The 12,960-nt window shown below is 40.7% G+C and carries 10 protein-coding genes and 1 pseudogene; all 11 read right to left on the reverse strand.

Annotated elements, in window-relative coordinates; translation table 11 throughout:
• Positions 1–20 precede the first annotated feature (20 nt).
• Positions 21–1,769: an ABC transporter ATP-binding protein gene (locus COE25_RS25460; RefSeq protein ID WP_098934611.1), complete on the reverse strand. Its 1,749-nt coding sequence runs from the start codon at positions 1,767–1,769 to the stop codon at positions 21–23.
• A 186-nt stretch (positions 1,770–1,955) separates the two neighbouring features.
• A complete protein-coding gene (locus COE25_RS25465) occupies positions 1,956–3,572 on the reverse strand; it encodes an ATP-binding protein (RefSeq protein WP_098934612.1) in 1,617 nt (538 codons plus the stop codon).
• A gap of 132 nt (positions 3,573–3,704) precedes the next feature.
• Entirely contained in the window at positions 3,705–5,126 is a 1,422-nt protein-coding gene (locus COE25_RS25470; RefSeq protein ID WP_098934613.1) for a sigma-54 interaction domain-containing protein, read from the reverse strand.
• Positions 5,127–5,254: 128 nt separating this feature from the next.
• Entirely contained in the window at positions 5,255–6,040 is a 786-nt protein-coding gene (locus tag COE25_RS25475) for a 3-hydroxybutyrate dehydrogenase (protein ID WP_098934614.1), read from the reverse strand.
• Between the two features lie 57 nt (positions 6,041–6,097).
• Positions 6,098–7,537, reverse strand: a complete 1,440-nt coding sequence (locus tag COE25_RS25480) for a GntP family permease (protein WP_098934615.1) — start codon at positions 7,535–7,537, stop codon at positions 6,098–6,100.
• Between the two features lie 398 nt (positions 7,538–7,935).
• Positions 7,936–8,179: pseudogene (locus tag COE25_RS25485) on the reverse strand (thiolase family protein); the annotation flags it as partial.
• 73 nt (positions 8,180–8,252) lie between these two features.
• Positions 8,253–8,918, reverse strand: coding sequence for a 3-oxoacid CoA-transferase subunit B (locus COE25_RS25490; RefSeq protein WP_306572948.1), 666 nt, complete (start codon positions 8,916–8,918; stop codon positions 8,253–8,255).
• A complete protein-coding gene (atoD, locus tag COE25_RS25495; protein ID WP_098934616.1) occupies positions 8,918–9,577 on the reverse strand; it encodes an acetate CoA-transferase subunit alpha in 660 nt (219 codons plus the stop codon). Before atoD ends, COE25_RS25490 begins: the two co-directional genes overlap by 1 nt.
• 294 nt (positions 9,578–9,871) lie before the next feature.
• Complete coding sequence (locus COE25_RS31860; RefSeq protein WP_306572975.1) at positions 9,872–10,327, reverse strand: substrate-binding domain-containing protein; 456 nt, start codon at positions 10,325–10,327, stop codon at positions 9,872–9,874.
• On the reverse strand, positions 10,324–11,334 hold the full coding sequence (locus COE25_RS25500; RefSeq protein ID WP_257208960.1) for a hypothetical protein: 1,011 nt from the start codon (positions 11,332–11,334) through the stop codon (positions 10,324–10,326). The genes COE25_RS31860 and COE25_RS25500 overlap by 4 nt, the downstream gene beginning before the upstream one ends.
• Before the next feature lie 177 nt (positions 11,335–11,511).
• Positions 11,512–12,747, reverse strand: coding sequence for a Zn-dependent hydrolase (locus COE25_RS25505; RefSeq protein WP_098934617.1), 1,236 nt, complete (start codon positions 12,745–12,747; stop codon positions 11,512–11,514).
• Between the last annotated feature and the right edge of the window lie 213 nt (positions 12,748–12,960).

The following is a 12,960-nucleotide window of genomic DNA, read 5'->3' on the forward strand; positions in this document are numbered from 1 at the left end:
TCCTCATTCCTTTCCTTCTATTAAGCAGGTTCGTTGATCCGTAATTGCTGCTCGGCAAATTCACGATACAAGGAGTGAGTTCTTAAAAGTTGTTCATGTGTACCGCTTCCGGTAATTTTTCCTTTATCCAAAAAGATAATTTGATCAGAATCGATCACTGTTGACAGACGATGCGCAATCACGAGGGTGGTTCTTCCCATCATTAAATTTTGCAATGCCTGTTGAACAACACGTTCTGATTTGCTATCAAGACTGGAAGTTGCTTCATCTAACATTAAAATTTTGGGATCCCTTAAAAAGGCACGAGCAATCGCAATCCGCTGACGCTGCCCACCCGATAACTTTATTCCTCTTTCACCAACTTCTGTATCATACCCGTTTGGCAGTTCCGCAATAAATTGGTCCGCATAGGCCATTTTTGCCACCCTTTCGATATCTGCTTGCTCAATTTTTTTATCCATTCCGTAACAAATATTATCACGAATCGTTCCCACAACAATCGGGCTTTCCTGTGATACATAGCCAATTTGACTTCTCCAGGAATACAGGGAGAAGTGATTAATCGGTTCTTTCCCCAGACGAATAGCGCCTTGTTGCGGTTGATAATAACGCTCCAATAAAGAAAATAGGGTCGTTTTTCCGCTCCCGCTTGGACCGACAATCGCAGTCACCTTGCCTGCTTCAGCGGAAAAGCTAATATTCTTAAGTACGTCTTCCCCATTTTTATAAGAATAGTTCAGATCCTCTATAGTGATCGATTGATTCACATTATGAATATCCTGATTCGAATGGTCTTCTTCCTCGTTCATATCCATGATGGCGATAATTCGTTCTGTGGCACCGGTTGCTTTTTGAAATTGGGTAAAGAAGGCGGCTAATTGCCCCATTGGCATGACGATTTGAAACAGATACATAATAAATGCAACTAAATCACCCGCCATTAATGCACCTGATGATACCCTCATTCCACCGTAACCTAGAATGACGACTAGTAATACCATGATCACTAAACCAATCAGGGGGGTGATTAATGCTTGAATCTTCGCCTCTTTCAACCCATATTGAAACAACTGGGTGATCCCGTTTTTACCATTCTTATACTCGATAGCCTCGGCGTTGGAAGCTTTGACTAATCGTATTTCTGATAAAACTTGCTGGAGAACTGAGGTAAAACGTGCTGTTTCGGTTTGCATCCCTTTTGATACCTGATGCATCTTTCTTCCAAGTGTCATTAATATTACTGCAGCAAGCGGCAGTGCTATAAACATGAGCAAAGCCATTTTCCAATCCAATAGCAGCAAAACAACAATCGAACCAATGATGGAAATCGTTCCTGATAGGAAATTGGCAAGATGATCGGTAATTAATCCTTTGACCACGGCTGTATCATTGGTCATTCTACTGACGGTTTCGCCGGTTTGATTTTCATCATAAAACGGTACCGGTAAGACGAGCAGCTTTTTCCATAAACGGTCTCGAATCCCGGCCACAACTGATTGGCCGAGATGATTTAATAAATAGATGGATATCCCGCTAGCCACTGCTTGTAGTAAAAGCGCAGCAACAAGAAGAATAATCCTACCCGTACTTAAAGAGCTAATCGAAAAATCATTAATAAGATTTTTAGTAAACAGCGGGACCAATAGCCCCACTAATGTGGTACCTACACTTAATAAAAGGGCGATACCAAGGAGCAATTTAGATGGATTGGTATGTTGAACCAATCGAATAAATTGGCTCCAACCCTTTTGACTCTTTACTTCAGACATTTATATTTTCATCCCTTCTATAGGTCACGTTAATTTCAAGTCTACATTCTCGATTACAAACTCGATTATATAAAGAATATATGAATTGAATATGAACTATCGAAAAGCGGAAGCGCATAAAAAGGTGTCAGGCACCGCTCGTGGACAAATGTCCACGGGTGGTGCCTGACACCCAAATAATCATACTCAACTTGCAGATGGTAATTTTATTTCGACCATAGTACCTTTTATGCCATTACTTATAAAAGTAAGACTTCCTTGGTGTTGTTTGATAATTTTATGACTAATCATAAGTCCGAGGCCTGTTCCCTTTTCTTTCAATGTATAAAACGGCTCTCCTAATCGAGGCAGGAGTTCTTCTGGAATCCCGCAGCCTTGGTCCTGAACAGTTATTATACACTCATCTTCTGGCCCTTTTCGAAGTTGGATTTGAATTTCTCCCCCTTCTTTCATAGCCTCCATGGCATTCTTTAGGATATTAAGGAAGACTTGCTTTAATTGATTTTTCTCACATGTAATAAAGTAAGAGCATTCTTCAAACTTGAGTTTAAATTGGATATTACTCATCATCGCCTCAGGGGCTAAAAGCACAAGTGTCTCTTCAATCAATTCTAAGACATTCGTCCGGTTTAACTCCACTGCTTGTGGTTTTCCCAGCGTAAGCAGTTGGCTTGTAATGGTTTCAATGCGATCCAGTTCACTTAGAAGCAATTCATCAATCGAACTATCGTCTCTTTTATAAAGCTGCATGAAGCCTTTTATGGTTGTTAGAGGATTTCGTATTTCATGAGCCACACCTGCTGCTAATTCCCCGACAACCGATAACTTCTCAGAGCGCAAAAGAATGTCTTCCGCCTTTTTCCGTTCAGAAACATCCCTGCTAATAATAACAATATTCTTAATAGAATCGTGTTCTCCTTTAACAGGCATACAGCGTGACTCAAATTCAATCCAATGCTCTTCTTTGTGTTTTAAGCGGAATTCCATCGATTGTGATTCTTTATTTTCATACATCATTTGGATTTTACTTCTGAACATATTCACATCGTCCGGATGTACTAGCGAGTCTAATTCGAAACTTTCAAGCTCACAGCTTTTGTACCCTAAAACAATCTCGTGTGAAGGGGAGTAGTAACTGATCGCCTGCTTTTTATCGATAACCAGGATGAGGTCTGAAGTATTCTCAGCAATGAGGCGGTATTTTGATTCACTTGCCTCTACCATCTTATACATATCTGTTAAACGATTATTCAATCTATGGAGATTTACATAAGACTCAATAAGTAATCCTCCTATGAATACTCCTATCATTACAAACACTATATATTGAAAATGAAAGATAGGTTCATTCATAAATATTTTGAACGTGAGAACAGTGATCCCATAAATCACCATATAGGCAGCAAATAAAATAAAACTTCTTTTTAAAGCTGTGAGACGTTTAATATAGAAGTGGATTACTGAAAAACCAATCATCAAACTTACCCACCCGATAATGGCCGGGTACCAATGACCACTTGTCATCAGTCTTGCGAGTAATGAAATTAGCCCAGTAATGAATCCTGCGAGTGGTCCAAGATAGGCAAAAACAAGAATAACAGGGGCATACCGAATATCGTATGAATACCCCTGTTGTTGAAATGACAGCATAACGAGGAGAAAGGAAACCACTCCCGCATACACGGATCCCCAAAGGCGAACTTGCTTAAATGGTTTATGCTTGATGAACGAGAAGATGACTAAAGGTGTACTTACCAGCAGTGAAAAAATTGCGAGATTAACAATATAGTCTAACAGGATCAAGTTACTTCCACCCATTCTAAACAGTTTTCTTAATATTCTATCTTATCATAAACTAGTGTTATGCCTATTACCATAGTAATAATTTTCATTTTAAAATAGGAATTTTAAATAGTTTTATATAGATAATTTTTACTATTTTATTGAATACAATTTACATTTCTCATAGAAGCTAGTTTTCCCAATTTCCAGTAGTTTAGCGGCCTCCTGCTTATTGCCATTTGTCACCTCTAATGCATTTAAAATGGCTTTCTTCTCGGCATGAGCAAGTGTTTCTTTTAATGAGAATATCGGTAATAGCGGTTTTGGCGTCGTCTCAAGATTCTGGATATTAGCTCCCTTAACAAAGTTAGTCTCCGGTTCCATGTCACGTAAGTATAATGGCAGGTGGACCATTTCAATCGTTTTCCCATCCAGAATATTGATGGATCGTTCCAAGACATTCTCAAGTTCCCGGATGTTTCCCGGCCATGAATGCTCCATTAGTCTCTCTTCTACCACAGTAGATAGCTCAATTCCTTTGCGGTAAAATTTCCCCTCTAATTTTTTCAATAAGCTTTGAGAGATTAGCGGAATATCCTCTTTTCGTTCTCTAAGAGGGGGAATTTCTATTTTGATGACATTTAATCGATAATACAAATCCTGACGAAACTTTCCTTCTTCCACCAGCTTCTCTAAATCCCGGTGTGTTGCTGCAATGATTCGCACATCTACCGCAATAGACTTTTGACCTCCGACTCTCTGAATCTCTTTTTCCTGCAACACCCTCAAAAGCTTACTTTGCATCGAAAGTGGCATATCGCCTATTTCATCTAGAAAAATTGAACCATTGTTGGCAATTTCGAACTGCCCCTTCTTTCCGCCTTTCTTTGCTCCTGTAAACGCACCGTCATCATAACCAAACAATTCCGATTCTAGTAAATGTTCAGGTATTGAAGCACAATTTATCGCAACAAAGGGTAAGGAGGCACGCATGCTGCTATTATGAATGGCATGAGCGAATAATTCCTTACCCGTGCCAGAATCCCCGATCAGTAAAACGGATGAGTTGCTTCCTGATATTCTTTCTGCTAGTTTTTTGGTTGCTAGAAAAGTAGAGCTTTTTCCAATTAAATCATTGAATTGGTACTTACTTTTCAGTTCTTTTTCTAGTTTGGTTTTATAGTACTTTAATTCTTCTACTAGACCCTGTATTTTTGTTCTATACATTCGCCATTCCTCAGGGGAACGAAACATGACTGTTCCCACAGCTCCGACGATTTTACCATCCTCAATTATCGGGAAACGGTTTGCTATCATTTCACTTCCATTAATCGGATGAAGAGCAGCAAGCTCTTTTTGTCCTGTTTTGGCAACGATGTGCATGCGGGTATTTTCGATGACATCCTGTACAGGCCGGTTGATCGCATCTTTAATCGTCGTTCCTAAAAACTGGCAATACGCCTCATTTATATAAAGAATAATACCATTATCATCGACGACTATGATTCGTTCCGCTAATAGATGAATCATTTGTTCATGCCAATTTTGGGGGATCTTCTCAAATCCTTGGTACATTCTTTTCCCACCTTTGCACATTAGATATTCAAATTATACCAAATTTAGACGTTTGTTTGAGCGACTGGAAGCATTTTCATACAATAATAAAATCCTATTCGATCAATCGAATAGGATTCTCTTTGGAATTATTGTGCAGTGTAGCCGCCATCTAGAATAACTGCTTGACCTGTAACGCCTCTTCCTTTATCACTTGCTAAAAAAACCGCATAATCCGCAATTTCTGTTACGGATAATAGCCTTCTTTGTGGAACCAGCGGGAAGAGTACTTCTTCAATTACACTGTCTAAGCTGACATTCCTTGTTTTAGCCAAATCTCCCAATTGGTTTCTTACGAGCGGGGTATCAACGTATCCAGGACATAAAGCATTAACGGTGATTCCGTCGGCGGCGCCTTCCAATGCCGCAACCTTTGTCAAACCAATGACGCCGTGTTTGGCACTATTGTAGGCAGCCTTGCCAGCAAATCCGATTACCCCATTAATGGAAGCCATATTGATTACTCTTCCAAAGCCTTGTTTCTTCATGATTGGGAATACATGTTTAATCCCAATAAATGGGGCGGTTAACATGATTTTTACTAGCAATTCAAATTTCTCAGTGGGAAATTCCTCAATTGGTGATACAAACTGCATTCCTGCATTATTGACTAAAATATCAATACTGCCAAACGCTTTATAAGCTGACTGAAGACTATTTTTAAATGCTTCCTCGTCGGTCACATCACATGGCGCCGATAATGCTTCAAATCCTTGCTCCCTTAATTCAGCAGCCACTTCTTCGCTTTTACTAGCATTTAGATCTGAGATCACCACTTTTGCGCCTTCCTGCGCAAAGGTCTTCGCGATTTCTAATCCAATCCCACTTGCAGCCCCTGTAATAAATGCTGTTTTTCCTTCTAATGACTTGCTCATACGAGCATCCTCCTTAATAATTAGAAACCTATTTTTCTATATTTATACGCAACGATTTTAGATAATCCCAAATAAGGTGTAGATACCAATGATGACGAAAACGGCTAATGTTTTAATGACTGTAATAGCAAAAATGTCACGGTATGATTGTTTGTGCGTTAAACCTGTAACTGCAAGCAAGGTAATGACGGCTCCGTTATGTGGAAGTGTATCCATACCACCTGATGCCATCGCGACGACACGGTGCATTACTTCTGGTGGAATATTCGCTGCTGCAATTGCCTGATTGTATTTATCAGCCATCGCTCCTAGCGCAATCCCCATACCACCTGAGGCGGACCCAGTAATACCTGCAAGGGAACTAGTTGTAACCGCACCATTTACAAGTGGATTCGTAAAGGTACTAGAAATTCCATCGCTGATTTTTGCAAAACCCGGAAGTGAGGAAATAACTCCGCCAAAACCGTATTCGGCCCCTGTATTCATCGTTGCAAGCAAGGCTCCGGCAATACTTAGGTTTAATCCTTCTTTAAAGTTTACCGTTACTCGCTTCCAATCAAAGGCAAGTGATGTGATTATTCCAACGACTAGCGCCATTTCAATTGCCCAAATCGCTGCAACAACCGGTACATCTACTGTATATGCTTTTAAGCCAATCGCTGAAAAATCGAATCCATTCGGATACCATTTTGGTATATAAGTAATGAAGAGTTTATTCGTAACCGCTACCAATACAAGCGGCACAAATGCCATAATTTGTTTTAACACAGATTGATTAGTTGTTAAATCTGGAACAGCTGCGTCCTTTTGATTTGATTCGGCCAATTCCAAAGCGGCGGCAGTTTCGGCTTCAAACCCATAATAACCTTCACCTGCTTTTGCTGCCTTCTTCCTTCTCATCTCTAAATAAAGCAAGCCTAGCGTTAAGACGAAAATAGCCCCGATAATTCCAAGAGTTGGAGCCGCATAAATATCTGTTTTAAAGAACGGAATTGGAATAACGTTTTGAATTTGCGGTGTTCCCGGTAAAGCATCCATTGTGAACGTGAATGCACCAAGGGCAATCGTTCCTGGAATAAGGCGTTTTGGGATATTTGCTTCTCTAAACATTTGAGCTGCAAACGGGTAAATAGCAAATACAGCTACGAATAAGCTTACGCCGCTATAAGTTAAAATGGCGCCCAATAGGATGATGGTTAGCATCGCACGTTTCGCACCGAGCAGACGGACGATCGTTTTCGCAATCGATTCTGCAATCCCTGACATTTCAACCACTTTTCCAAAAATGGCTCCTAATAAGAAAACTGGGAAGTATGATTTAATAAATCCGACCATTTTTTCCATGAACACGCCGGAAAAGAACGGTAATACATGGCTCGGGTCTGTTAGTAAAACAGCTAAAAGAGCACAGAGTGGAGCAAATAAGATAACAGAAAAACCACGGTAGGCAACAAACATTAACAGGCCAAGCGACAAAAGAATAATTAATAATTGCATTTAAATCCCCCTTTTTATTTTTTGTATGAGCTTCAGCATCTCTTAGTAAGCGTTTACAGTCTGAAGTTCACTTAATAAAAGTGCAAGTTCCGTGCCAAAATCGGTTATTAATTTCTCAAAAATGTAAATTTTCTTTATTATCATACAAGTATTATACTAAATTAAAAGTTTATAACTATACCTTGCCAAAAACCACCTTTTATTCTCTCGTTTATGATTCCGTAAATTCGGAAAATTCAGTGCGATCGGATTCCGAGAATCCGGAATTTTCCGTTTTTTCGGAATCGGTTTATTTAAAACACTAGCTTTAACAGCATTTGATAAATGCCTAATCCCTCGGAATCTATGAAACTCGATTTACCTTTCATTTTCTATCATCAGAACTAGGGCAGCTCCGCCATCGAAGAAACTTCAATAGGCAAACCCGCTTTGATGGAAGCTTGACGGGCAGGACCTTGACCAAGACCAGCTTGAAGCACGTTTCCCATGGTGACTTCATCCACTTGTTCACCGGTTACACCTGCACGATTTAAGGCTTATTTGATCACAATGCACCTAATTCTGGGACGGGGTGTTACTTAATGCCCCCATAAAACTACCAATCGCTGTACGAACAGCACTTACAATCACAACATCAAGCATAAACTTTTCCCTCCTGAACTAATAAGTTTTAGGTTGCTTTATTTGCAAAAAATTGAACACTTTTCCGCATTAATTAACCGTTTTTTGCTTTTAAAATAGCTGGATTGATCGTAAACGCAGCTTCCGTTTTTTCCTTAACGGTATCAAGTTCGACACCATCTTGAAGTTCTTTAAGCACCAACCCTTCAGCTGTTACACGAAAGACCGCTAGTTCCGTCACAATCAGGTCCACTACGCCCTTTCCAGTCAAAGGCAATCGACATTGTTCTAATATTTTGGATGATCCGTTTTTGGCCATATGTTCCATTGCTACAATAACTTTCTTGGCTCCAGTAACTAAATCCATTGCTCCACCCATACCAGGCACCATTTTTCCAGGAACCATCCAGTTGGCAAGGTTGCCTTTCGCATCAACCTCTAATCCTCCAAGGACCGTTACGTCCACATGTCCTCCACGGATTAATTCGAATGAGAAAAGGCTGTCGAAGAACGCACCTCCTGGATTAATACCCGAAGGCTGCCCACCCGCATTAACCAAATCCGGATCAATATCTCCGTCTACAGGCCCGAGTCCAATATATCCATTTTCAGATTGGAGAATGACGTTAACATTTTCAGGCAGGTAGTTTGGGACCATAGTCGGCAGTCCAATCCCCAGGTTAACTACATCTCCATCTTGCAATTCCCTCGCAACACGAGCGGCGATCACTTGTTTTGGATTCACGAGCGTATTAATCATTATCGACTACCTCCCTGAACGAAAATTTTATCAACCAAGATTCCGGGTGTCATTACTTCATCCGGGTCAATTTCGCCAACTTCAACGATTTGTTCTACTTGAACAATCACGAGATCTGCCGCCAAGGCCATCAATGGGTTAAAATTCCGGGCCGAACGATGATAAACCAAATTGCCCGCTTTATCTGCTTTATATGCTTTTAGCAGGGCAACTTCAGCGCGAAGCGGTTTTTCGAGTAAATATTCACGGCCATCGACGGTGATCTTTTCTTTGCCTTCTTCGACTACAGTTCCAACACCGGTAGGAGTCAACACTCCGCCAAGGCCAGAGCCTCCCGCGCGAACGCGTTCAGCAAGTGTTCCCTGGGGAACTAGTTCCACTTCCAGTTCACCTGCAATCATTTGTTTGCCGGTTTCAGGGTTTGTGCCAATATGTGATGCAATTACTTTCTTTACTCGTTTGTTTACAATTAATGGTCCTACACCCATTCCGATGAAAGCGGTATCATTTGCGATTAGCGTTAAATCCTTCACATCTGCTTCAAGCATGGCAGTTACCAGTTCTTGTGGTGTACCTACCCCCATAAACCCACCTGCCATAATGGTCATTCCATCTGTCAGAATGGAGGAAATTTCCTCTATTGAAATAATTTTATTCACTTTAACGCACCTCCTGAATGAATTAAATGAAATTAGTGTTAGTTACACTCATTTAATATGCAAGAAGTGTGCCAAAAATAGAGTCCCTTAAGGCGATGTCCGAAGTTTTATGAAAATCAAAATTACGAGGAGCAATATAAAAAACGAAGTGCATCCAAGTGCCCCTCACTTTTTGTCCAAACTGTAATATTATTCCTATAAATTAACGATAAGTGTCCACACAGGGTGGATAAATCGACGAAGTGTCCACGGACGGTGCCTGACACCCTATTTTTGACACCCTATTTTAATACCCTATTCCTTCCCAACTTTAATATAGCCAATCTCTTCAACGAGCTCCTGCCCTTGTGGCCCCTGCATCCATTTCAGGAACGGTTGGATTGTTCGCATTTTTTTGTTGTCCTTCACTGTGATTGCGTAAAGGGAGGCGGTGAATGGGTATTTACCGCTCGCGATGTTTTCAGGAGTTGGTTCAATCCCATTAATAGCAAGTAGTTTAATGTCAGTGTTCGCCTTCATTCCGGTTGCAAAGAAGCGAAATGAAAAACCAATCGAGTTTTCGTAGTTTCGGTAATCAGCAACCTGTTCAATAATCCCGCCCATCCCTTCAGGTACATCTTCTTTCAGGGGCTTCATAATTGGCGTATCGCCCATTATTTTCTCCAACAGGGTTTGGCTTCCTGAATTTTCGGGGCGTTGAAAGGCAATAATTTTTTCGTTCTTGCCGCCGAATTTTGACCAGTTTTTTATTTTTCCCGAGTAGTGTCTTTAATCTCTGAAACAGCTAAGCTATCAATCTTATTGTAGTGATTAACAAAGAAGACAAACGCTTCCTTACCAATCGGGGTCATAACCAGTTCTTTTCCTGCCTCTTTCGCCATTTGCTGCTGTTGTTTCGATGGCTCTGCTCCAAAGTATATATCGACATCTCCTGTTATAAGCCGTTCATAAGCATAAATCGTATTGGTGAAGGTGACGACCTCCCCGTATTCTTGATAAACCTTTTCGATATTTTCATAGGCAGCATTGGCAAAGGCAGAATAAACCGGGAACGCCGCTTCCGCTCCATCTAAAATAGGCATTTCACTCGGGTTTTTGATTGTAAAGGTTGAGGCAGTCTTCAGCTTTGGCAGGATATTATCTGGGTTGTTAACATCATAAGGATAGAGATCCGTACTAGAATATCCCCCTCCATATTTAAAACCATACGATGGCAGGACCGTTTGACTACGGTGCCATTGAACAGCCGCACCCGTACCCATTGCAAGCACAAACACCAACACAACAGACAGAAGTTGCTTTTTATTAAAGGCTGGGCGCGTCCTCCTTTTCAACACGCCAAACAATACTCCTAAAACAAAGGAAAATTCATAGGCTAACGGTGCCCACAGAAATAATCTTCCTTCCCCCAAAAGGATGGCCATAAAATAGATTGGTGCGAAGGCCAGATGAAAAACACTATAGTACAACCAAACATCACCTCCGTAAAACCCGCTGCTTATCAGCATAAATACAGCCCACAATACTGCTGTATAGGCAAGAGGAACAAGGACAAGGATCAGATAGTCTTTCAAGTTGGCCTGCTTAAGGAGTTTTTTACTAGCTAGAAACCCAGCAAGGCATCCGAAGATAATCAAGACAGGCAATGATGCTAAAAGGATATGATCAAACTCCATCAGTATTGCTAATTCTCCAAATGAAACTACAAGCGGCACAATCCCAAAATACAACAATATGAACTTTACTTTTTTCCCCATATCAACGCTCCTTTTTACCAACAAAGTAGTTACACCGTTAATATATAATAGTGTAATTTTACACTTTACTGGCAAATTTTACAATACAGAACTTTTTTAAAAAAAGATCACCAAAAAAAAAGAGACCCTTCCGCATCACGAAAAGGTCCCTTTAAAGCTAGCTTATTTAATTAAAAACTATTTTGCTAACATCGTTAAAACCGTATCTAATAAAACATTGATCCCTTTTTCGCAATCTTCCCAAGTGGTTAACTCTTCTTCACAATGGCTTTTGCCGTTAATACTAGGGACAAATAGCATAGCCGTTGGAACAAAGCTAGCAATGAATTGCGCATCATGGCCGGCACCACTTACCATTCTTCGATTAGAGTACCCGAGCGACCGTGCTGATTCTTCTAAAAGTTGGCAGACTTCTGGTTCGAACCAAACGGTGTCCCTCTCCCATAATTTTGTTGTTTTTACCTCACAGCCTTCATTTAACGACTTTAAATTCGGAAGTGCTTCGATGAAGTTTTTAACCGTGCGGACAATTTCCATGTCCTTGTGGCGTGCTTCAAGAGTAAAGACCACCTTGTTCGGAATGACCGTATGGATGCTTGGGTACACGTTTACTCTGCCAATCGTGAAGACTAAATCTTCATCTAAAACTCCTAACCGCCTGCGGATTTCATTGATTAAGTTATTAGTGGCAAACAAGGCATCTTTTCTCATATTCATTGGAGTTGTGCCAGCATGGTCAGATTCCCCTGTTACTTCAATCTCATAGCAAGCCATTCCCACTACACATTCGACGACACCGATTGTGAGTGCTTCCTTTTCAAGGATTGGGCCTTGCTCAATGTGGAGCTCTAAAAGGGCCGATGCCTCTTTCAATCGATTCTCCACATCGCCTTCGTACCCGCTCGACTTTAAAGCCTCCCCAAAAGTAACTCCCTCTGAATCTACCTTTTTTAACATAACTGACTTCTCAAATTTACCAGAGAGTACACCAGAAGCCATCATTGAAGGCTCAAACCGCGCACCTTCTTCATTCGTAAAGTTAACAATCGTGACTGGAATTTGTGGTTTAATTTGATTCTCGACCAACGTTCGAACCACTTCTAAACCTGCCACAACCCCTAAGACGCCATCGAAACGGCCGCCTTTTTTCACCGAATCCAAATGGGATCCAATAAGAATTGGAGGCTTATCTTCTGTTCCAGCCAGTGTCGCATACATGCAGCCCATATCATCAACCTTGACAGTTAACCCTAATTCCTCGCAGCAGGAACGGAAGTAATCTCTTACCCGAATATCTTCCTTTGATAAAGACAACCTTGTGACCCCATTGTTTTCTGTCCGGCCAAAGTTTGCAAATTGTTCCAATGTCGTCTTCAGTCTTTCTCCATTAATCAATAATTTTTGTCGTTGCATGATTAAACACTCCCCTTTTTTATCTGAGATTAAGTGCATAATTCATTGTTAAAAATCTCGTGGAGGATAAAAACAGAAATTTGCGTACTTTTGATTTTGAAGCTGTTCTGGGGTCCAAAGTAAGCTTATTGCTAAATTTATGTAAATATTCAGTCAATAACCTAATTATACACCACTGCCTAGACCTGTCATTAGACAAAACATCAAATCTTA

Source organism: Bacillus sp. AFS031507, assembly GCF_002584635.1.
Taxonomy (GTDB): Bacteria; Bacillota; Bacilli; order Bacillales; family Cytobacillaceae; genus Neobacillus.